This is a genomic window from Spirillospora sp. NPDC127506 (assembly GCF_040302145.1).
In the GTDB taxonomy this organism is placed as follows: Bacteria; Actinomycetota; Actinomycetes; order Streptosporangiales; family Streptosporangiaceae; genus Spirillospora.
Map to the genome: position 1 here is coordinate 1 of NZ_JBEORG010000014.1, position 20569 is coordinate 20569.

Consider the following 20569-nt stretch of genomic DNA (forward strand, 5'->3'; position numbering starts at 1 on the left):
GAGTGGCACGCACCGGGCCGGTGGACGGACAGACCAGTGACGAGACCGCTGGTCAGGCTTCTATCAAGTCACGAACACCGGCCCGGGGCGCACCCCGCAGACACCACCGGCAGGCCGACAGATCCCGTCAAAGACACTCAACAACAAGGTCGCGGTTCCAAAGAGCCAGCCCCACCGGCAGCGTCTACATCCCTAGTCTCACTGGGTTCCAGGGGGTCGCCCCCCTGGGCTAACCCTGCCAGGGCAGGTAGCGGTCTGCGCGGCGGGGGCGGGCGCGGAGGCCGGTGGATTCGACGGCGAGGATGCGGTCGAAGCGGAAGGCGCGGACGCCGCGGCGCATGCGGCACCAGCCGACGAGGTACCAGTGGTCGCGGTGGACGAGGCAGGTGACGGGTTCGACTTCGCGGATCGTGACGTTGGCTCCGGCGTCGCCGTAGCAGAGCCGGACGACGCGGTGGTCGGTGATGGCGGCGGCGATCACGCGGGCGCGGTCGGAGGTGGAGGCGTCGAGGGGCGTGGTGAGGGTGGCGAGGGTGGTGGTGACGACGTCGTCGTGGGGGGCGGTGTCGAGGAGGGTGTGGAGGGCGCGGCGCGCGGTCGTGGCCTGCGGGCCGGTGCCGAGGTGCGCGAGGGACAGCGCGAGGGCGGCGATCTCGGCGGCGGTGAGGGGGGCCGGCGCGGTCTGGGGGTGCGTCGCAACGTTCGCCATGGTTCGATCATACGTTCGAACACTGACATTTTGCAGGGTCGGGGGACGGCCGGATCGCGTCGTGTGACGCAGGGCGGGACGGAGATCGCCGCGCGGTTGAGAAGGCGGCCTCGCATGGGGAAAACTGAGGCTCCAAAAGTGCTCTATTCGGGGGAATCGGGGGCGAACATGGGTCGACCGCGGACCGGCGTTGAGTGACGCGCGCGTGACCGGCCCCCCGATGAGCCGCGAGGAGGTCGACCGGACGCTGGCACGGCTCCGGGACGAGAAGGAGCGCATCGCCGCCGCGCTGCTCGAACTGGAGTCCCACCAGGGGTACCAGCTGCTGGAGGGGGCGACGTTGACCGGCGAGACTCGGCGCGTGCAGTCCGGCGTGCGGTCCCGCATGGCGTCGCTGTGGACGCTGTTCGACCTGTACGGGCGCGTGGTCGACGCCGCCGGGGAGCTGCGGGCCCGGCATCCGAGGCCGGGGCAGGCGCAGCTCGCGGAGCTGAGCCGGCTGCTGGCCGGGCCGTCGGTGGAGCTGCCGGTCCGGGAGGTGCCGCTGGAGCGGCGGACGCTGCTGGCCGTCCCGTCCGGGGAGCGGCTGACGCTGCGGGCGGCGGTCGACCGGATGACGCCGCTGTACGAGGAGGTCGCCCGGTCGGTCGCGGCGCTCGACGCGGTCTGGTCGACGCTGCTGTCCCGGCTCGCGGAGGTCGAGGCGGAGCGGCGGACGGCCGCCGGGCTGCTCGAATCCCTGGGCGGGGCCGACCCCGAGTTCGACCGGCTGTGCGAGGAGCTGGAGTCGGTCGCGGCCGTCGTGCGCGCCGACCCGCTGGCGCTGGCCCGGGACGGCCGGGCCGACACCGCGCGGCTCGACGCGGTCCTGACCGGCCTGGCGGGGGTGCGCCGCCGGCTGGAGGAGGCGGAGCGGCTGCGCGACGGGTTCGCCGACCGGATCCGCGGGATCTCCGCCGTCCTGGAGTCGCTGCGCGAGGCGGAGGCCGAGGCGCGCGCGGTCCGCGACGAGGTGCTCGCCAAGATCGCCTCCCCGGTGCTGCCCGACCTGCCCGACATGGCGGCGGGCCTCGCCGACCGGCTGGCCGCGGTGGCCGCGCCCGGGCGCGGCGGCTGGCACGACCTGGCCGAGCGGGTCGCGGGCCTGGAGCGGGCGGCGGCCGCGGCGCTGGAGCGGGCCCGCGAGGCCGCGGGGGTGATCCGCGGGCTGCTGGACCGCCGCGAGGAGCTGCGCGGCCGGCTGGAGGCCTACCGGGTGAAGGCCGCGCGGCTCGGCCACGCCGAGGACGCCGAACTGGCCCGGATCTACGAGCAGGCCCGCGAGCTGCTGTGGACCTCGCCGTGCGACCTGCGGAGCGCGACCGTGTCGCTGTCCGGATACCAGCGGGCCATCATGGCGCGGGCGAAGGGAGCGCAACGATGAGCCAGTGCACCGAGCCCGGCTGCGGCGGAACCGTCGACGGCGGCTACTGCGTCCTATGCGGCGTGGCGGCCTCCCCCGGAACCCCGGCTCCGTCCGCGGCGGCCGGGTGCGCGCGGCCCGGCTGCGGCGGGACGATCTCGGACGGCTACTGCGACGTCTGCGGCAGCCCGCCGGAGAGCGCCGCGCCCGCCGTGCCCGCGCCGCGCCCGCCCGCCGAGCGGCCCGCCGACGCGTGCGGGCAGGCCGGCTGCACCGGGACGGTCATGGACGGCTACTGCGATGTGTGCGGCTCGCCGCCCGCGCGGACGTCCCGCGTCCCGACCGCGAGCACCCGCACCGGCAGCACGCGCACCGGCAGCACGCGCACCGGGTCGTCGCGCTCGTCCGGCCGCCGCGGGATGCTCGGCGCGGGGCTGGTCGAGGTGCCGCGCGTCCCGTACCGGGACCCGTCGAGCGCGGTGATGAGCGACCCGCAGGTCGCGGAGAACAAGCGGTACTGCAGCAGCTGCGGCGAGCCCGTCGGCCGGGGCCGCGGCGACCGGCCCGGCCGGACGGAGGGCTTCTGCCCGAAGTGCGGCACCCGGTTCTCCTTCACCCCGAAGCTCAGCCCCGGCGACCTGGTCGGCGGGCAGTACGACGTGCTCGGCTGCCTCGCGCACGGCGGGCTCGGCTGGATCTACCTCGCCAAGGACCGCAACGTCAGCGACCGCTGGGTGGTGCTGAAGGGCCTGCTGGACAGCGGCGACGCCGACGCGATGGCCGCGGCGGCCGCCGAGCGCGCCTACCTCGCCGAGGTGGAGCACCCCAACATCGTCAAGATCTACAACTTCGTCCAGCACGGCGGCGACGGCTACATCGTGATGGAGTACGTCGGCGGCGAGTCGGTCAAGGACATCCTGCTGCGCCAGCCGCAGCCGCCCGGCGAGAAGCACCTGCCGCTCGCGCAGGCGATCGCGTACGGGCTGGAGTCGCTGCGGGCGTTCGAGTACCTGCACGCGCAGGGCCTGGTCTACTGCGACTTCAAGCCGGACAACGTGATCCAGTCCGAGGAGCAGCTGCGGCTGATCGACCTCGGCGGCGTCCGGCGGCTGGACGACCCGGACGGCGCCGTCTGGGGCACGGTCGGCTACCAGGCGCCCGAGATCGCCGACGACGGGCCGTCGGTCTCCTCCGACCTGTACACGGTCGGCCGCACGCTGGCCGTGCTGAGCTTCCCGTTCCGCGGCTACACCCGCCGGTACGCCCACTCGCTGCCGCCGCGCGAGGACGTCCCGGTGTTCCAGCGGTTCGAGTCGTTCCACCGGTTCCTGCTGCGCGCGACGCACCCCGAGCCGGACGAGCGGTTCCAGGACGCGGCGGAGATGGCGGAGCAGCTCACCGGCGTGCTCCGGGAGGTCCTCGCCGCCGAGGACGGCGCCCCGCGGCCCGCCCCGTCCGGGCTGTTCGGGCCGGAGCGGTTCACCGCCCGGATGGCGGGCGGGGACGCGGAGGAGCCGGCGCTGCCGCCCGTCCCGCCGGACGCGGCCGCGGCCGCGCTGCCGGTTCCGCTGGTGGACGGGACCGACCCCGCCGCCGCGTTCGTGTCCGGGCTGTCCGCGCTGGAGCCCGCGCAGGTCGCGGAGGCGGCGGCGAACGCGCCGGCGCGCACCCCCGAGGTCCGGCTGGCGCTCGCCCGCGTGAAGACCGAGCTGGGCGCGGTGGACGAGGCCGGCGCGCTGCTCGCCGAGCTGGCCGCCGAGCGGCCCGGCGACTGGCGGGTCGACTGGTACCGCGCGGCGGGGCTGCTCGCGCGCGGCCGGATCACCGAGGCGGAGCCGCTGTTCGACCGGCTGTACGGGCTGCTGCCCGGCGAGGCGGCGCCGAAGCTGGCCCTCGCGTGCTGCAGGGAGCGGACCGCTCCGGGCGACGCGGCCCGCCTGTACGAGACCGTGTGGCGCACCGATCAGAGCTACCTGACCGCGGCGTTCGGCCTGGCCCGGGTGCGCCTCGCGGCGGGCGACCGCGCCGCCGCGGTGGCCGCGCTCGACTCGGTGCCGAGGATCTCCATCCGGTACGTGCCCGCGCAGGTCGCGGCGGTGGCGACGGCGGTGCGCGGGCGGCCGCCCGCGGAGCTGTCGGCGGCCGAGCTGGTCGCCGCCGGGGACCGGCTCGCCGCGCTGGACCTGGACGCCGAGCGCCGCGACCGGCTCGCCGCCGAGGTGCTGGAGGCCGCGCTCGGCCGGCTGCTCGCCGGGGGCGGCTCGGCGGGCCGCCCGGCGGGCGGGTCGCTGCTCGGCGCCCCGTTCACCGAGACCGCGCTGCGCCGCCTGCTGGAGGCGACGTACCGGGAGCTCGCGCGCCGCACCCGCGACCGGGACGAGTGCCGCCGGCTCGTCGACTCCGCCAACGCCGTACGCCCGAGGACGCTGCTGTGACCGATGACCAGACCGGAGCCGGGCCCGCCGCGGCCGGCCGCGCTCCCGCCGCTCCCGCCGGCTCCGCCTCCGCCGACCACGCCAAGGCGGCGGAGCTGTCGTGCCCCGAGTGCGGCGAGATCGTCTACGCGGAAGAGCTCTTCTGCGAGAAGTGCGGGCACCGGCTCGGCGAGGCCCCCGCCGCGCAGCCCCCGCCGGGCGGGACGGCGGCGCAGGAGCCGTCCGCCGCGCGGCCGTGCGCCGGCTGCGGCGGGACGGCGGTCGACGCCGACGGCTACTGCGAGCACTGCGGGCTGCGCCAGCCCGCGGAGCACGACCACGTCGAGCTCGCGCTGCCGGCGCCCGGCGACGGCGGCGGTCCGGCGCCGGCGGCCGGCGCCAGCGACCGCGGCCGCCGCTACAGCCGCAACGAGGACGCGCTCGCCCTCGCCGCGCACGCCGCCGGGGTCGCGGCCGTCGTGTCCGACGGCGTCGGGTCGTCGCAGCGGCCCGAGGACGCCTCCCGCACGGCCGCCGACACCGGCGCCGCCGAGCTGGTGGCGCGGCTGGACGCCGGCGACGACCCCGAGGACGCCACCCGGCAGGCGGCGCTGCGCGCGGCGGAGGCCGTCGCCGCGCTGGCCACCTCCCCGGCGGACGCGCCGTCCTGCACGTACGTGTCGGCGGTGACCCGCGGCGCGACCGTCACCGTCGGCTGGGTCGGCGACAGCCGCGCCTACTGGCTGTCCGCCGGCGGCGCCGCGGAGCCCGCCGCGGACGGCGACCCCGGCGGGACGGCCCTGGACGCCGCCGAGGTCAGCACCGGCGACATGGCCGAGCTGGGCCCGTCCCGCCGGCTCACCGAGGACGACTCGTGGGCGGCGTTCATGGTCGCCGAGGGCTCGCTGAGCGAGGCGGAGGCGGAGGCGCACCCGAACGCGCACGTCATCACCGCGTGGCTGGGCGTGGACGCCGGTGAGGTGCGCCCGCACGTCGCGACGTTCCGCCCGGCCGGCCCCGGCACCCTCCTGGTCTGCAGCGACGGCCTGTGGAACTACTTCCCCGCGGCGGGCGACCTGGCCGCGCTGCTGGGCGGGCCCGGCGGCGCGGACGGCGCGCCCGACCCGGCGGCCGACCCGCTCGGCGCGGCGCGGACGCTCGTCCGGCACGCCCTCGACGCCGGCGGCCGCGACAACATCACCGTCGCCGTGATCCCGCTCCCCTCCCCCGCCTCCCACCGCCACGCCGAGAGCCGCGAGACCCCGCAGAGCACGGAGCCCCGATGAGCGAGCCGCAGTTCAGCATCAAGATCGACCAGAACCGGTACCTGCCCGAGGGCGGCCGCGAGGTGCACGCCATCGTGTCCGTCGAGGCGTCCGCCGCGGACGGGCCGCCCGCCGCCTCAGCGGCGAGGGCGTCGGAGGTCGTCATCATCGACACCTCGGGCTCGATGTCCTACCCGGAGACCAAGCTGCGCGCGGCGGTCGCGGCGGCGCAGGTCGCGGTGGACACGCTGCGCGACGGCGTGGAGTTCGCGGTCGTCTCCGGCTCCAACACCGCCTCGATGATCTTCCCGCGGCATCCGGGGCTGGTCCCGGCGACGCCGGAGACCCGCGCGGAGGCCAAGCTCGCGCTGAGCCGGCTGACGGCGTCCGGCGGCACCGCGATCGGGTCGTGGCTGCGGCTGGCAGGCCGGTTGTTCGACACGGTGCAGGGCGGGATCCGGCACGCGATCCTGCTGACCGACGGCAAGAACCAGCATGAGACGCCGGAGGAGCTGGACGCCGCGCTGGCGGCCTGCGGCGGCCGGTTCGTGTGCGACTGCCGCGGCGTCGGCACCGACTGGGAGGTCGCCGAGCTGCGCAAGGTCGCGTCCGCGCTGCTCGGCGGCGTCGACATCGTCGCCGACCCGGCCGGGCTGGTCGCCGACTTCCAGGCGATGACGGAGGCGGCGATGGGCAAGTCCGTCGCCGACGTCGCGCTGCGGGTCTGGACGCCGCGGACCGCGAAGCTGCGGTTCGTCAAGCAGGTGATGCCCACGGTGGAGGACCTCACCGGCAAGCGCGTCGGGTCGGAGCCGCAGGCGGGCGACTACCCGCTCGGCGCGTGGGGCGCCGAGAGCCGCGACTACCACATCTGCGTGGAGGTGGAGCCCGGCCAGGTGGGCGGCAGGGAGCTGCGCGCCGCATGGGTGAAGCTGGTCGTGCCGGGCGCGCCCGGCGAGGAGGCGAAGGTCCTCGCGACCGGCAACGTGCTCGCCCAGTGGACCGACGACGAGGCGCTGTCCACCAAGATCAACCCGAGGGTCGCGGACTACACCGGGCAGGCGGAGCTGGCCGACGCCATCCAGAAGGGGCTGCAGGCCAACCGGGACGGCGACGTCGACACCGCGACGGCGCTGCTCGGCCGGGCCGTGGTGCTCGCCGACGAGGCGGGCAACGACGCGATCACGGCGATGCTGCGCAAGGTGGTGGACGTCGTCGACCCGGCGACGGGCACCGTCCGGCTGAAGCGCAACGTCGACAAGGTCGCCGAGATGGAGCTCGACACCCGGTCCAGCAAGACGGTCCGGACCCGCAAGGACGAGACCGTGACCACCCGGCGAGGCGAGGGCTGAGCATGGCGAGCTGCCCGAGCGGACACACCTCGCAGTCGGCGGACTACTGCGACGTCTGCGGCGAGCGCATCGGCGGCCCGCCGGCCGAAGGGGGCGGCGCGGCCGCGGCGCCGGCGCCCGCCGCCGGGACGCCGTGCCCGGACTGCGGCACGCCCGGCACCGACCGCTTCTGCGAGGCGTGCGGCTACGACTTCGCGACCGGCGGCGGCCTGCCCACGCCGCGGACCGCACCCGCACAAGCCGCGCAGCCCGCACAGGCCGGGCAGCCCGCACAGGCCGGGCAGCCCGCACAGGCCGGGCGGCCGGCGCCGCCCGATCCGCCGCTCCGGGGGCCGTCCGACCCCCGGCCCGCGCCGCAGCCCGACCCGCCGGTGCCGTCCCCGCCCGTCCCGCAGCCGCCAGTCCCGGCGCCTCCGGTGCCGTCCCCGCCCGTTCCCGGGGCGGTGTGGACAGCCGTGGTGACGGCCGACCGCGAGTACTTCGACTCGATCATGGCCGAGGAGGGGCCGGACTCGGCGGCGCTGTCCTTCCCGCCGTACGCGCCGGAGCGGCGGATCCCGCTCACCGGCCGGCAGGTCAGGATCGGGCGGCGCGGCTCGGCGCAGCCGTCCCCGCCCGAGATCGACCTGCGCGAGCCGCCCGAGGACCCCGGCGTCTCCCACGTCCACGCGGTGCTGCTGGCGAAGCCGGACGGCACCTGGACGCTGGTCGACCCCGGCTCCACCAACCGGACCTGCATGAACGGGTCCCTCGACCCCATTCCCTACAACGTGGAGGTTCCCGTCTCCGACGGCGACCGCATCCACGTGGGCGCCTGGACCACCATCACGCTCACCCGAGGCGAGGCGACATGACGGCCGTTCGGCAAGTTCCCCCGGCGGGGCGGTCCCCGGCCTCCGCGCCGCCGGCGCCGTCCGCGCCGCCGGCCCGGCGGCGTTCCGCCGGACGGCTCCGGCGGGCGGACGGCGGCCCGCCCGCCGGCGCCGCGCGGCTGCTGCCCCGCACGGTCGCGGCCCGCGTCCGGACGCTGACCGCGCTGTCGCTCGTCCTGCTCCTGGCCGTGCTCGGCATCGGCTGGGCGGCGATCGCGGACGCCCGCGAGGGCGTGCGGGTCATCGGCCACGACGCGGGCCCGCAGGTCGTCGCGACCGGCGACCTCTACTTCCAGCTCAGCGACATGGACGCGCAGCTCGCCGACGCGCTGCTGATCGGGAACGCGCCGGGCGGCGGGCGCGAGCGGGCGCTCGCGCGCTACGACGACGACCGGCGCAGGGCCGGGGACGCGCTGCTGAAGGCCGCGAAGCTCGCCGACGAGACGACGGAGACCAACACCGCCCGGGACCTGCTGGACGCGCTCGCCCGCTACGAGCGGCTCGCCGGGCAGGCGCTGCTGCTCGACCGGCAGGAGCCGCACGCGTCCGGGCCGCCGTCGCAGAAGGTCATCGACCTCTACCGGCGGGCGACCGACCTGATGAAGCTCGACCTGCTGCCCAAGGCGTACAACCTGACCCTCGACAACGGGACCCTCGTCCGGCACACCTACGAGGACAAGCGGTCGGCGGTCCTGGCGGGCCGCACCTGGCTGCTCGCCGCCGGGCTGGCGCTGCTCGCGACCCTGGCCGGTCTCCAGCTGTACCTCGCCAGACGCTTCCGCCGCCTGCTGAACGTGCCGCTCGCGCTGGCGACCCTCGGCACGCTCGCCCTTGCCGGGGCGGGCGCGCTCATGCTGTCCGGGCAGGCGGACCATCTGCGGAAGGCCAAGGAGGAGGGCTTCGACTCGATCCTGGCGCTCTCCCGCACGCGCGCCATCAGCAACAGCGCGAACGCCGACGAGACCCGCTTCCTGCTCGATCCCGGCCGGGCCGACGCCTACGAGCAGGTGTATCTGAGCAAGTCCCAGACCGTCCTGTACCTGAAGGCGGGCAACTTGACCCAGTACAACGACGCCGTGCAGAAGGGCCTGTCGTTCGAGCCCGGACGGGCGCCGTTCCTCGGGTTCCTCGGCACGGAGGCGAACCGGCCGGCGGAGTCGCCCGAGCAGAGGGCGCGTTTGAAGGACGGCATGGACCAGGCGCTGAGCGCCTACCAGAAGGTCCAGGCGAACGACCGCCGGATGAGGGACCTCGTGAAGGCCGGGCAGCGGGACCGGGCCGTCGCCGCGCGCGGCGCCGCCGCCGCGGACTTCACCCGGTACGACCGGTTCCTGCAGCGGCTGGCGCAGATCCACCAGAAGGCGTTCGACGAGGCCGTTGCGGACGGCGGCGGCGGGACGAGCGGCTGGTACGCCGTCCTGCCCGCCGCGGGCGCCGTGATCGCCCTGCTCGTGCTCGCCGGGGTGCGTCCGCGCCTCGCCGAGTACCGGTGGTCGAAGTGAGGGCGCGGCGCGTGCGGGCGGCCGTCGCCGCCGCGGTGGCCGTCCTCGGCGCGGGCGCGGCGTGCGGCATCGCCGGCGCCGACGCCGGCTCCGTGGCCGGCAAGGACCGGCTCGTCATCGGCGTCAACGGCGACCAGCCGGGCGTCGGCGAACGCGGGGGCGGCGGCTACGCGGGCTTCGACATCGACATCGCCAGGGAGATCGCGAGGCGGCTCGGCGTCACCGGCCCGGACGTGGCGTTCAAGCGGGTGCGGTCCGCGACGCGCGAGGAGATGCTCCAGAACGGCGACGTCGACCTCGTGGTGGCGAGCTACTCCGTCACCCCGGAGCGCAAGGTGAAGGTCTCGTTCGCGGGCCCCTACTACGTCGCCCACCAGGACATCCTCGTCCGCGCGGCGGACGCCCGGAAGATCCTGAGCATCCACGACCTGGCCGGCCGGCGGCTCTGCAAGGTGCGCGGCTCGGTGTCGTTCCCGCGCATCCACGACGAGCAGGGCATCGCGGCGCTGCCGGTCGAGGAGGACGGCTACTCCGCCTGCCTCACCGATCTGGTCGAACGCAGGCTGGACGCGGTCTCCACCGACGACCTGATCCTCGCGGGCCTCGCCGCCAAGGCGTCCGGAAGCGGCCACAGGCTCCGCGTCGTGAACGCGCCCTTCACCGACGAGCCGTACGGCGTCGGCATCCGGAAGGGCGACGTGGACGGCTGCGAGGCGGTGAACAAGGCGATCACCGGCATGTACCAGGACGGTACCGTGCCGAAACTGCTCGGGAAGTGGTTCGGCGACACCGGGCTGAAGCTCACCACCACCGTCCCCCAGTTCGAGGGCTGCGTCTGAACGGCCGCCACGCACAGCGGGGAGCCGGTCACGCAATGACGCGAACGCGCCACTTGAGACCGGATGGTACGGAGATCAGTCGGTTGCGTAAGTTCCGGTCGGCGCGCGTGATCGTAAGTTATGGTCGCGATCAAAACCCGGTCCGGCAATAACCGTCAGGGATGAGGGGTGCCATGACGACGGTCATCCTGGTGGTGATGTGCGTCGTGGTGGGGGCGCTCGAACTCTACGCGGGCAAGCAGAGCCGCGACCAGGCCAACGCGTTCACCCGCCGGATCGACGAGCTGAACGACCAGGTCACCAAGCAGAACAACGTGCTGGTCACGGTCGGCGAGCAGCTCACCGCCGAGCTGTCGCGGGTGAAGCAGGACGTGCTGCCCGCGCTCGACAACCGGCTCCGGCAGAACACCGGGCAGGTCGAGGAGCTGGCGGGCCTCGTCCACCAGGCCGACGACTACCTGCGCACGCAGGCCGGCCGGCTGCGCGAGCTGGAGCAGCAGCGGATCACCCTGGCCGCGCTGCGCCGCAAGCTCGGCGAGGTCGAGACGTCGGTGCGGGCCGTCACCCGGGCGCACGGCGAGTCCGCCTCCGGGAAGGTCGACGCGGCCCTGGAGCGGCTCGCCGACCTGGAGCGCGGCGGCGCGGAGATGCTGGAGCTGCAGCGCACCCTCACCCGCACCCTGGAGGACGTCGAGGACGTCGTCGCCGAGCTGCTCCAGTTCACCGAGGGCGAGCTGGACGACACCGTCACCGCCGCGCTCACCGGCCGCCCCCGCGCCCACGGCGACGCCGTCACCGCCACCGGGCGGCTCTGGACCCGCGACGGCCAGATGGAGGACATCCTCTGCGACATGTACGAGCGGTGCGTGCGGGCGAGCCGGCTGAACGTCCGGTTCCGCACCGCGGAGGGGCCGGACGGCTCCGCGCCCGGCTCCCCCGAGCGGCGCCGCTACTTCCTCGGCGGGCACGCGTCGGAGGACCTCGCCGGGGTGTTCAGCGCGCTGCTCATCTCGACGGGCGCCGACCTGCCGTACAACGGCGTCCACGAGTCCAAGCGCGGGCTCGCGCGGGTGGAGCCGGGCGTCCCGCCGGGGGTCGAGCCGGTGCGGCCGCCGGAGGACGAGGCGGCCCTCAAGTCCCTGCTCCGGACGCTCTCGGAATGCTCCGGCGCCGTCGCGCAGATCGGGCCGCTCATGGCCGTCCGGACGCGGGACGAGCTGCTGTGCGCGGTGCTGACGGCCGCGCAGTCGCTGGAACTGGAGAGCGACGAGGTGTTCTGGGACCCGGCAGCCGCGACCGTCCGGCTGCGGCGGCTGCCGTCCCATCAGCTGTGGGACCTCACCGCCTGGGCGGGCGTGTAGGCGGGGAGGCCGTAGACGCGCACGGTGCGCTCCGCCGGGCCGCCGATGCGCACGTAGAGCGGGCAGGCGGCGGTGCGGGTGAGCGGGTCGACCTCGGCGCACAGCCCGATCCCGGCCGCGCGGTCGAGGAACACCGCGTTCTCCACCGCCCGCGCGCCGCGCACCGCGTACGGGACGGAGTCGGCGTCGCCGGTGTCGAACAGCTCCTCGAACGTCAGCCGGCGCGCGAACCGCATCAGCGCGGCCGCGTCCACGACCCGGCTGCCGATCGCCGCCGCGGGGCCCGCGACGACGATGCCGAAGCTCGGGTTCTCCCGGCCGCGGACGTAGATCTCCCGGTCCGGCTCCAGGCCGCGCCTGCGGTCGGGGATCTGCACGCCGAACCCGGCGTCGCCGTCCAGGTAGGCGGGCGGTCCGAAGCCGCCGGCCGCCGCGCCCGGCCGGACGCGCAGCGCGCCCGACGGCATCTCCCAGCCCGGCAGGTACACGCCGAGGCCGCGCAGCAGCAGCCGCCAGATGGGACGTCCCGTCACGTCCGGCGCGAACTCCATGGGTTCCATCATCCGGCGCGGCGGCTCCCGTCCACAAGATCCTTCCGGGAGCCAGAGCCCTTACCGCGCGGCCTCTGCGCGGCGGGCGGCGGGTCGGCTACCGTTGTAGCGACCGGATCATGACGAGGACGCCGCCGTGAATCTGCAGGACATGATGGTGCGCCGCGACAACTCGTCGCGCACCGTCGACAAGTACCTGATGGCCCACGAGGGGCATGTCATCGCGGTGCGCAAGCACCCCGCCGTCCTGCTGCTGCCCGTCGCGGTCGTCGTGGCCGGGCTGATCGCGTGCGCCGCGGTCAGCGCGGTGACCGGCGTCGCCTGGGTCTGGTGGCTGTGGCTGATCGCGATCGGCTACCTGGTCTGGAAGGTCGTCGCCTGGTCCGTGGAGTTCTTCCTGGTCACCGAGCACCGGGTGATGATCGTCAGCGGCGTGCTCAACCGGAACGTCGTGATGATGCCGCTGTCCAAGGTCACCGACATCACGCTGAACCGGTCCATGGCGGGGCGGATGCTCGGCTACGGCGAGTTCCGCACCGAGTCCGCCGGGCAGAAGCAGTGGCTGCAGAGCATCCCGTACATGCCGTACCCGGAGCAGCTCTACCTGGAGGTCTCCTCGGTCATCTTCGGCTCCACCGAGGCATCCCCCGACTGACCGGGCGTCCGGCCCCTCACGAGTCGAAGCCGAGGCCGAGGCGGTCGAGGGTGCGCAGCCAGAGGCCGCGGCGCCCCGCGTTGCGGTCCGCGCGGGCCATCCCGCGGCGGGTCAGCTCGATGACGCCGTAGCGGAGCGGCTCCGGCGGGAACGGGACGGGCTTGGTCCGCACCATCTTCAGCCGCGTGCGTTCGGTCTCCTCGCCGGGCGCGAGGCCCACGTGCAGGAGGTCGAGCATGACGTCCGCGCCGAAGCGGGTGGCTCCGACGCCGAGGCCGGTGTAGCCGGCCGCGTAGGCGAGCCTGCCGCCGTAGGCGGTCCCGAAGAAGGCGCAGAAGCGGCTGCAGGTGTCGATGACGCCGCCCCAGGCGTTGGTGAAGCGGACGTCTTCGAGCTGGGGGAACGTCTCGAAGAAGTGCCGGGCGAGGATCTCGAACGTGGCGGGGCGGTTCTCCAGCTCGCGCCGTATCCCGTTGCCGTAGTGGTAGACGGCGTCGTAGCCGCCCCACAGGATCCGGTCGTCGGCGGTGAGCCGGTAGTAGTGGAACTGGTTGGCGGTGTCGCCGATGCCCTGGCGGTTCCGCCAGCCGATGGCCTCGCGCCGGGCCGCGTCGAGCGGCTCCGTCATCAGCGCGTAGTCGTAGACGGGGACGACGAAGCTGCGCAGCCGCTTCACGAGCGGCGGGAACGCGCCGGTGCCGAGCGCGACCCTGCGCGCGGTGACCGCCGCCCCGTTGAGGGCGGTGAGGCGGAGGCCGCCGCCCTCGGCGCGCAGGCCCGTGACGGGGGTCTTCTCGTAGACGCCGACGCCGAGGGAGCGGCATGCGTCCGCGAGGCCCCAGGCGAGCTTCGCCGGGTGCACCATCGCAGTGGACTCGCGGTTCCACAGGCCGGCGAGGTAGGTCGGCGAGCGGACTTCGGCGCGGACGGCGTCCCGGTCGAGCAGGACGGGCTCCCACCCGAGCCCGGCCGCCGTCTCCGCCGCCTCCTCCAGCGCCGGGACCTGCCATTCCTCGGTGGCGACGTCCATCTCTCCGGTGAGCTCCCACTCGGCGTCGATCCCGTACTTCACGAGGGTGTCGCCGATGGCCCGCAGGTTGTCGCGGCCCAGGCGTTCGAGCACGGGCATGTCGTCCGGCCAGCGCCCCGCGCCGTTCTCCAGCCCGTGCGTGAGGCTGGCGGAGCAGAACCCGCCGTTGCGCCCGGACGCGGCCGCGCCGATCCGGCCGGCCTCCAGCACGACCACGTCCAGGGACGGGTCGCGCTCCTTGGCGAGCAGGGCCGTCCACAGGCCGCTGTAGCCGCCGCCGACGACGGCGAGGTCGCACGTCCGCGCGCCGTCCAGCGGGGGCGTCGCGGCCGGGCGGCCCTCGTCCCGGAGCCAGAACGGCGCCGGCTCCGCGTCCGCGAGCGCCTTCGCGATGTCCATCTCGTCCCCCCGTTCTCCAGGCGCGGTCAGCGGGAGGCGCGGATGCTGCGCCGCGCCGAGATGACGGCGATCAGGATGCCGACCGCGAAGATGAGCGTGCCCATCACGTTCACCTGCGGAGGCGTACCCGTCCGGGTGGAACCGTAGATCCACAGCGGGAACGTCACGGTGGCGCCGCTGGTGAAGTTGGTGATGATGAAGTCGTCGATGGACAGCACGAACGCCAGCAGCGCCCCGGCCAGCACACCGGGCATGATCATCGGCAGCGTGACCAGGCGGAACCGCGTCCACGGCCCGGCCCCGAGGTCCTGCGCGGCCTCCTCCACCGCCGGGTCCAGGCCGACGACGCGGGCCCGGACGGTCACCGCGACGAACGCGATGGAGAACATCACGTGCGCGACGAGGATCGTCAGGTAGCCGCGCGGCAGGTTGAACGTGACGAACATCGACAGCAGCGACGCGCCCATCACGATCTCCGGGCAGGAGATCGCCATGAACAGCACCAGGTTCGTCGAGCCCTTGCCGCGGAACCGGTAGCGGCCGAGCGCGAGGCCCGCGAACGTCCCGAGGACCGTGGTGATCAGCGTGCTGAGCAGCGCGATCGTCAGCGAGTTCACGACCGCGGTGGTCAGGTCGCTCTTGTCGAACAGGTGCCTGTACCACTTGAGCGTGAAGCCCTGCCATTCGAAGTTCTGCTTGCTGCGGGTGTCGTTGAACCCGAACAGGATCATGATCGCGATGGGCAGGATCAGCCAGGCGATCAGCACGAGCGTGTAGACGTGCAGGCCGGAGATCCGGCGGCGCGGCCGGGCGGGGCCCCGCTTCGCCGGGGTCTCGGTGGTGAGCGTCGTCATCGTCCCGCCGCCTCCAGAACGTCCTGCGTGCCGAGGGTGCGCGCGTAGGCGAAGATCCCGACGAGCAGGATCGCCATCAGCGAGAACGACAGCGCCGACGCCATCGGGTAGGCGCTGTTGTTGAAGTACTCGGTCTGGATCACGTTGCCGATCATGGTGTTCTGCGGGCCGCCGAGGACCTCGGCGTTGACGTAGTCCGACGACACCGGCACGAACGTCATGATCACGCCGGCGAAGACGCCGGGCAGCGACAGCGGCAGGATCACCCGCGTGAACGCCTGCACCCGGCTCGCGTACAGGTCGTAGGCCGCCTCGACCACCCGGGGGTCGATCCGCTCCAGCGCGACGTAGATCGGCAGCACCATGAACGGCAGGAAGTTGTAGGTGAGCCCGGACACGACCGCCACGCCGGTATCGAGGATGTGGAAGTCGTTCGGGAGGATCGTGCCGCGCAGCGGCCCGAGGATCGGGCCGTTGTCGGTCAGCACCAGCTTCCACGCCACCGTCCGCAGGATGAACGAGACGAAGTACGGAAGCAGGATCAGGAACAGGTACGTCGACTTGTGCCGCCCGCCGCGGAACGCGATCCAGTACGCGGCCGGGTAGGCGATCGCGATGCACAGGACCGTCGACAGGAACCCGTACCACAGCGACCGGATGAACTTGTCGCCGTAGGTGTCGATCCCGTCGAGGTAGTTCTGCCAGTGGAACGTCTGCCGGAACCCGTCGATGAGGTTCCCCGTCTGCAGCGACAGGGACACCATCAGGACCATGGGGATGAGGAAGAACGCCGCCATCCACAGCCCGCTCGGCAGGATCATGAGGTACGGCGTGAGCCGCCCCCGTCCTCGCGCCATCACGACCCCTTGGCGATGGGCTCGAAGATCTTCTGGTACTCCTGCTCCTCGGCCTGGGTGAGCCGCCGGTAGTGCCGCAGCCGGGCCAGGTCGGCCTCGGACGGGAAGATGAGCGGGCTGGTGGCCAGCCGCGTCAGGTCCTTCTTCTCGTCGCCGGTGGCCTGCGCCGCCTTCTGCTTGAGGATCTCCTGCGTGGACGGGATCGGCGGCATGTAGTTGATGAACTCGGTCAGCGGGACGTTGTTCTCCGGGACGTACAGCCAGTCCATCAGGGTCAGCGCGTCCACCGGGTTCTCGGCGGTCTTCGGGATGCACATGTTGTCGGTCCAGATCGTGCCGCCCTCCTTGGGCACCACGAACTTCACGTCCGGGCTGGTGAGGCTGTAGACGTCACCCGACCAGGCCATCGTCAGCCACACGTCGCCCTTGCTGACGGCGTCCACGTAGTCCTGGCTGTAGTACTTGCGGACGATGCCCTTGTCGCGCTGCTCGCGGAGCTTGGCGGCGGCCTTCTCCCAGTCGGCCTTCGTCGACTTCTCCGGGTCGATGCCGAGCAGGAACATCCCGAAGTTGCCGAGCTCCTGGGAGTCGCCCATCATGCCGACCTTGCCCTTGTACTTCGCGTCGAAGAGCTGGGCGATGCTGGTGATCTCCTCGTCCACGTACTTGGTGTTGTAGGCGATGCCGGTGACGCCCGACTCGTAGGGGATCGTGTGCGCGTTGCCGGGGTCGTAGGACGGGTTCTTGAACGACTCCCCCGCGTTCTTCTGGAAGTTCGGCAGTTTCGAGAGGTCGAGCGGGGCCAGGTAGCCGAGCTGGCGGCACTGCTCCAGCTGGATGCCGTTCGTCATGATCATCAGGTCGAACCCGATGGACTGGCCCGCCGACAGCGGCGCCTGGATCTTGCCGAACCACGGGCCCATCTCCTGGATGACCTCCTTGTAGGTCACCTTGATGCCCGTCTCCTTCTCGAACGCCTTGATGGTCTCCCGGTCGTCCTGCATGTAGCCGGGCCAGTTCGCCCAGTTGAGCCTGCCGTTCTTGACCTTGCCCGCCCAGTACTTCTGCACGTCGGTCTGGCTGACCTTCTCCTTGCCGCCCTGGCCCTGCACGCCGCAGGCGGACAGCGCGAGCCCGGCGCCGGCCGCGCCCATCATCCGGAGGACGTCCCGGCGGGCGAAGGTGGAACGCGCCATGCGCGGCCGCGTGAGTCCGCGCAGGAAAGCGGGGTCGATGTTGCTCACTGGGGGGCTCCTATGGCGTAAGAGTGACGCGGTTCCCACGACAGCCAGACGGTGTCGCCGCGGGTGGCGATGTCGTCGGCGGACGTGGCGTTCTGCAGGAACACGACGACGTCGGCCCCGGCGGAAGTGGTGATGTTGTAGTTCGTCGCCGTCCCGAGGTACACGACCTCGGTCACGGTGCCGCGGACGCCGCACAGCTCGTCCGCCGGCTTGTCCAGGCCGATGCCGATCTTCTCCGGGCGGACGGTCAGCTCCAGCCGCTCCCCAGCAGCGACCTTCAGCCCGTCGCGGATCGGGACCTCGATCCGCCCGTCCGGCCCGTAGGAGATCACCGCGGTGCCCCGGCCGACCTCGGCGATCTCGCCGCCCAGCAGGTTGGACGTCCCGATGAACCCGGCCACGAACCGGGACGCGGGATGCTCGTAGATCTCCCGCGGCGTGCCGAGCTGCTCGATCCGCCCGTCGTTCATGACCGCGATGCGGTCCGACATCGTCAGCGCCTCGCTCTGGTCGTGCGTCACGTACACGAACGTGATGCCGACCTCGCGCTGGATGCGCTTCAGCTCGACCTGCATCGCCTGCCGGAGCTTCAGGTCGAGCGCGCCGAGCGGCTCGTCCAGCAGCAGGGCGCGCGGCCGGTTCACCAGCGCGCGGGCCAGCGCGACCCGCTGCTGCTGGCCGCCGGACAGCTCGGCGGGACGGCGCCTCTCCCGTCCCGCCAGGTCGACGATGCCCAGCATGCCCCCGACCCGCTCGGCGATCTCGGCCTTCGGAACGCCGCGCCGGCGCAGGCCGAACGCGACGTTCTCGAAGACGCTCATGTGCGGGAACAGCGCGTACGACTGGAACACCATGTTCACGTCGCGCCGGTTCGGGGGCACGCCGGTGACGTCCTGCCCGAGGAGTCGGACCGTGCCCGCCGTCGGCTCCTCGAAGCCGGCGATCATGCGCATGGTCGTCGTCTTGCCGCAGCCGGACGGACCGAGCAGCGAGAAGAACTCGCCCTGCGCGATCTCCAGATCGATGCCGCGGACCGCGGCCACGGTCTCGCCATGGGCGTGGTAGTCCTTCTCCACTCCCGTGAGCTCGATGGCGGGGACTACGCGACCCGGGTCGTCGCGCGCCGGGGCCTGCTGGGTCTCGGTCATGGCCGGTCTTCCTTCACGGGCTCGTCCTGCGGTGGTCAGCCGCCGATGTAGTGCATGACGTGCTTGACGCGGGTGTAGTCCTCGATGCCGTACATCGACATGTCCTTGCCGTAGCCGGAGTGCTTGAAGCCGCCGTGCGGCATCTCCGACACGAACGGGATGTGGGTGTTGACCCACACGGCGCCGAAGTCGAGGGCCTTGCTCATGCGCATGGCGCGGCCGTGGTTCTGCGTCCAGACGCTCGCGGCGAGGCCGTACTTGACGCCGTTCGCCCACGCGATGGCCTGCTGCTCGTCCGAGAAGCTCTGCACGGTGATGACCGGGCCGAACACCTCGTTCTGCACCATCTCGTCGTCCTGCTTCAGCCCGCTGACGACGGTGGGCGCGAAGAAGTAGCCGCGGTCGCCGACCCGCTCGCCGCCGGTCAGGACCTTCGCGTGGCTGGGCGCCCGGTCGAGGAACCCCTGGACGCGCGCGAGCTGGTTCTCGTTGTTGACCGGCCCGTAGTAGGCGTCGGTGTCGCTCGGCGGGCCGACCGCGGTGCCCTTGGCGGCCTCGACGAGCGCCTCGGTGAACTCGCCCTGCAGCCGTTCGGCGACGAGGACGCGGGTGGCGGCGGTGCAGTCCTGCCCGGCGTTGAAGTAGCCGGCCTCGGCGATGCCGGTCGCCGCCGCCTCGACGTCCGCGTCGTCGAACACCACGACCGGGGCCTTGCCGCCGAGCTCCAGGTGGACGCGCTTCAGGTCCTTCGCCGCGGAGGCCGCGACCTCCATGCCGGCCCGGACGCTCCCGGTGATCGACACCATCTGCGGCGTCGGGTGCTCGACCAGCGCGCGGCCGGTGTCGCGGTCGCCGCAGATCACGTTGAACACGCCCGGCGGCAGGAACTCCGCCGCGATCTCCGCCAGCAGCAGCGTGCTCGCCGGCGTGGTCTCCGACGGCTTCAGGACGACGGTGTTCCCCGCCGACAGCGCCGGCCCGAACTTCCAGACCGCCATCATCATCGGGTAGTTCCACGGCGTCACCTGCGCGCACACCCCGATCGGCTCCCGCCGGATCGAGGACGTGTGGTCCGCCATGTACTCGCCGGTCGCCTTGCCCTCCAGCACCCTGGACGCCCCCGCGAAGAAGCGGAGATTGTCCACCATGGGCGGCATCTCCTCGTCCAGGGTCAGCTGGACCGGCTTTCCTGTGTCGCGGACCTCGGCCCGCACGAGCTCCTCGGCCCGCGCCTCGACCGCGTCCGCGAACCGCAGCATCGCGAGGCTCCGCTCCGCCGGGGTGGCGTCGCGCCAGGCCGGGAACGCGTCCGCCGCCGCGCGGAACGCGGCGTCGACGTCCTCGGCGCCGGACACGGGCGCCTCCGCGTACGTCTCGCCGGTGCTGGGGTCGACCACCTCCAGCGTCCGCCCGTCCTTGGCGTCCACGTACTCGCCACCGATAAAGTTGCGCAGCCGCTCGCCGCTCATCCTCAGGTCCCTCCTGGGCACCGTCGCCCGTTGTGTCCTGTAGGCCCAGACCCTTACAGAGGATCCCGCCCAATACAAGTGATTCCGTTGTTACGATCCAGTTTCACGACTGATTCACTTGACCCAGACGCCTCACACCCCCGATGCCGCACCTAGGAGACGATCGATGGAACGCGCAGCCCGCGTCCAGCTCGACGAGACCGCGAAGCACATCATCGAGCAGCTCCAACAGGACGGGCGCCGCTCCTACGCCGCGATCGGCAAGGCCGTGGGACTGTCCGAGGCCGCCGTCCGGCAGCGCGTGCAGAAGCTCCTCGACGCCGGCGTGATGCAGATCGTCGGCGTCACCGACCCCCTCATGCTCGGCTTCTCCCGGCAGATGATGATCGGCGTCAAGTGCGAGGGCGACCTGGAGAAGATCGCCGACGAGCTGGCCGACCTCCCCGAGATCGACTACGTCGTCATCACCGCCGGGTCGTTCGACATCCTGGTCGAGCTCGTGTGCGAGGACGACGAGCGCCTCCTGGAACTTCTCGGCCGTATCCGCGCCGTCCCGGGCGTCGTCTCCACGGAAAGCTTCGTCTACCTCAAACTGCGCAAACAGACCTACTCCTGGGGGACGCGCTGACTCCTCCGCACACCCGAC

The 20569-nt window shown here is 73.1% G+C and carries 18 protein-coding genes; 10 read left to right on the forward strand and 8 right to left on the reverse strand.

Annotation, left to right across the window (positions count from 1 at the left end; all coding sequences use genetic code 11):
• Positions 1–229 precede the first annotated feature (229 nt).
• The gene (locus tag ABTW95_RS15560; protein WP_500226615.1) at positions 230–709 is read right to left on the reverse strand and encodes a helix-turn-helix transcriptional regulator; all 480 of its coding nucleotides are present in this window, start codon (positions 707–709) and stop codon (positions 230–232) included.
• Positions 710–914: 205 nt separating this feature from the next.
• Here ABTW95_RS15560 and ABTW95_RS15565 point away from each other — a divergent pair, with 205 nt between their 5' ends.
• From ABTW95_RS15565 to ABTW95_RS15600, 8 genes are all read left to right on the forward strand, one after another.
• Entirely contained in the window at positions 915–2132 is a 1218-nt protein-coding gene (locus ABTW95_RS15565) for a hypothetical protein (protein WP_396445944.1), read from the forward strand.
• Positions 2129–4546, forward strand: coding sequence for a serine/threonine-protein kinase (locus ABTW95_RS15570; protein WP_500226616.1), 2418 nt, complete (start codon positions 2129–2131; stop codon positions 4544–4546). Before ABTW95_RS15565 ends, ABTW95_RS15570 begins: the two co-directional genes overlap by 4 nt.
• Complete coding sequence (locus tag ABTW95_RS15575) at positions 4543–5811, forward strand: protein phosphatase 2C domain-containing protein (RefSeq protein WP_500226617.1); 1269 nt, start codon at positions 4543–4545, stop codon at positions 5809–5811. The genes ABTW95_RS15570 and ABTW95_RS15575 overlap by 4 nt, the downstream gene beginning before the upstream one ends.
• Positions 5808–7142, forward strand: a complete 1335-nt coding sequence (locus tag ABTW95_RS15580) for a vWA domain-containing protein (RefSeq protein WP_396445940.1) — start codon at positions 5808–5810, stop codon at positions 7140–7142. Before ABTW95_RS15575 ends, ABTW95_RS15580 begins: the two co-directional genes overlap by 4 nt.
• A 2-nt stretch (positions 7143–7144) precedes the next feature.
• Positions 7145–7996 carry an FHA domain-containing protein gene (locus ABTW95_RS15585; protein ID WP_500226618.1) on the forward strand — a complete coding sequence of 284 codons (852 nt, stop codon included), beginning with the start codon at positions 7145–7147 and terminating at the stop codon, positions 7994–7996.
• Entirely contained in the window at positions 7993–9516 is a 1524-nt protein-coding gene (locus ABTW95_RS15590) for a GlnX family signal transduction membrane protein (RefSeq protein WP_500226619.1), read from the forward strand. The genes ABTW95_RS15585 and ABTW95_RS15590 overlap by 4 nt, the downstream gene beginning before the upstream one ends.
• Complete coding sequence (locus ABTW95_RS15595) at positions 9513–10355, forward strand: glutamate ABC transporter substrate-binding protein (RefSeq protein WP_500226670.1); 843 nt, start codon at positions 9513–9515, stop codon at positions 10353–10355. The genes ABTW95_RS15590 and ABTW95_RS15595 overlap by 4 nt, the downstream gene beginning before the upstream one ends.
• Positions 10356–10528: 173 nt before the next feature.
• Complete coding sequence (locus ABTW95_RS15600; protein ID WP_396445934.1) at positions 10529–11716, forward strand: hypothetical protein; 1188 nt, start codon at positions 10529–10531, stop codon at positions 11714–11716.
• On the opposite strand, the gene ABTW95_RS15605 is transcribed toward ABTW95_RS15600, so the two are convergent.
• On the reverse strand, positions 11680–12267 hold the full coding sequence (locus tag ABTW95_RS15605; protein ID WP_396445933.1) for a hypothetical protein: 588 nt from the start codon (positions 12265–12267) through the stop codon (positions 11680–11682). The two genes, ABTW95_RS15600 and ABTW95_RS15605, sit on opposite strands and share 37 nt — an antisense overlap.
• Before the next feature lie 136 nt (positions 12268–12403).
• Between ABTW95_RS15605 and ABTW95_RS15610 the strand changes: the two genes are divergently transcribed.
• Positions 12404–12922, forward strand: coding sequence for a PH domain-containing protein (locus ABTW95_RS15610; protein WP_396445932.1), 519 nt, complete (start codon positions 12404–12406; stop codon positions 12920–12922).
• A 16-nt stretch (positions 12923–12938) separates the two neighbouring features.
• Here the strand turns inward: ABTW95_RS15610 and ABTW95_RS15615 are convergent, their stop codons facing one another.
• The 6 genes from ABTW95_RS15615 to ABTW95_RS15640 are packed head-to-tail and all read right to left on the reverse strand — an operon-like array spanning position 12939 to position 19923.
• The gene (locus ABTW95_RS15615) at positions 12939–14351 is read right to left on the reverse strand and encodes an NAD(P)/FAD-dependent oxidoreductase (protein WP_396445930.1); all 1413 of its coding nucleotides are present in this window, start codon (positions 14349–14351) and stop codon (positions 12939–12941) included.
• Positions 14352–14377: 26 nt separating this feature from the next.
• Positions 14378–15205: an ABC transporter permease gene (locus tag ABTW95_RS15620; protein ID WP_500226620.1), complete on the reverse strand. Its 828-nt coding sequence runs from the start codon at positions 15203–15205 to the stop codon at positions 14378–14380.
• Positions 15202–16062, reverse strand: a complete 861-nt coding sequence (locus ABTW95_RS15625) for an ABC transporter permease (RefSeq protein ID WP_500226621.1) — start codon at positions 16060–16062, stop codon at positions 15202–15204. The genes ABTW95_RS15620 and ABTW95_RS15625 overlap by 4 nt, the downstream gene beginning before the upstream one ends.
• Positions 16062–17306, reverse strand: a complete 1245-nt coding sequence (locus ABTW95_RS15630; RefSeq protein ID WP_396445927.1) for a polyamine ABC transporter substrate-binding protein — start codon at positions 17304–17306, stop codon at positions 16062–16064. The genes ABTW95_RS15625 and ABTW95_RS15630 overlap by 1 nt, the downstream gene beginning before the upstream one ends.
• Entirely contained in the window at positions 17303–18454 is a 1152-nt protein-coding gene (locus ABTW95_RS15635; RefSeq protein ID WP_500226622.1) for an ABC transporter ATP-binding protein, read from the reverse strand. The genes ABTW95_RS15630 and ABTW95_RS15635 overlap by 4 nt, the downstream gene beginning before the upstream one ends.
• Positions 18455–18489: 35 nt before the next feature.
• A complete protein-coding gene (locus ABTW95_RS15640; RefSeq protein ID WP_396445925.1) occupies positions 18490–19923 on the reverse strand; it encodes a gamma-aminobutyraldehyde dehydrogenase in 1434 nt (477 codons plus the stop codon).
• A gap of 166 nt (positions 19924–20089) precedes the next feature.
• On the opposite strand from ABTW95_RS15640, the gene ABTW95_RS15645 reads away from it, so the two are divergent.
• Entirely contained in the window at positions 20090–20551 is a 462-nt protein-coding gene (locus tag ABTW95_RS15645; RefSeq protein WP_396445924.1) for an Lrp/AsnC family transcriptional regulator, read from the forward strand.
• Positions 20552–20569: the final 18 nt, after the last annotated feature.

Bases quoted from the DNA above. Each gene is read 5' to 3' on its own strand.
- ABTW95_RS15560 (WP_500226615.1), bottom strand. From the start codon at position 709: ATGGCGAACGTTGCGACGCACCCCCAGACCGCGCCGGCCCCCCTCACC.
- ABTW95_RS15570 (WP_500226616.1), top strand. From the start codon at position 2,129: ATGAGCCAGTGCACCGAGCCCGGCTGCGGCGGAACCGTCGACGGCGGC.
- ABTW95_RS15580 (WP_396445940.1), top strand. From the start codon at position 5,808: ATGAGCGAGCCGCAGTTCAGCATCAAGATCGACCAGAACCGGTACCTG.
- ABTW95_RS15585 (WP_500226618.1), top strand. From the start codon at position 7,145: ATGGCGAGCTGCCCGAGCGGACACACCTCGCAGTCGGCGGACTACTGC.
- ABTW95_RS15590 (WP_500226619.1), top strand. From the start codon at position 7,993: ATGACGGCCGTTCGGCAAGTTCCCCCGGCGGGGCGGTCCCCGGCCTCC.
- ABTW95_RS15600 (WP_396445934.1), top strand. From the start codon at position 10,529: ATGACGACGGTCATCCTGGTGGTGATGTGCGTCGTGGTGGGGGCGCTC.
- ABTW95_RS15605 (WP_396445933.1), bottom strand. From the start codon at position 12,267: ATGGAGTTCGCGCCGGACGTGACGGGACGTCCCATCTGGCGGCTGCTG.
- ABTW95_RS15615 (WP_396445930.1), bottom strand. From the start codon at position 14,351: ATGGACATCGCGAAGGCGCTCGCGGACGCGGAGCCGGCGCCGTTCTGG.
- ABTW95_RS15620 (WP_500226620.1), bottom strand. From the start codon at position 15,205: ATGACGACGCTCACCACCGAGACCCCGGCGAAGCGGGGCCCCGCCCGG.
- ABTW95_RS15625 (WP_500226621.1), bottom strand. From the start codon at position 16,062: ATGGCGCGAGGACGGGGGCGGCTCACGCCGTACCTCATGATCCTGCCG.
- ABTW95_RS15635 (WP_500226622.1), bottom strand. From the start codon at position 18,454: ATGACCGAGACCCAGCAGGCCCCGGCGCGCGACGACCCGGGTCGCGTA.
- ABTW95_RS15640 (WP_396445925.1), bottom strand. From the start codon at position 19,923: ATGAGCGGCGAGCGGCTGCGCAACTTTATCGGTGGCGAGTACGTGGAC.
- ABTW95_RS15645 (WP_396445924.1), top strand. From the start codon at position 20,090: ATGGAACGCGCAGCCCGCGTCCAGCTCGACGAGACCGCGAAGCACATC.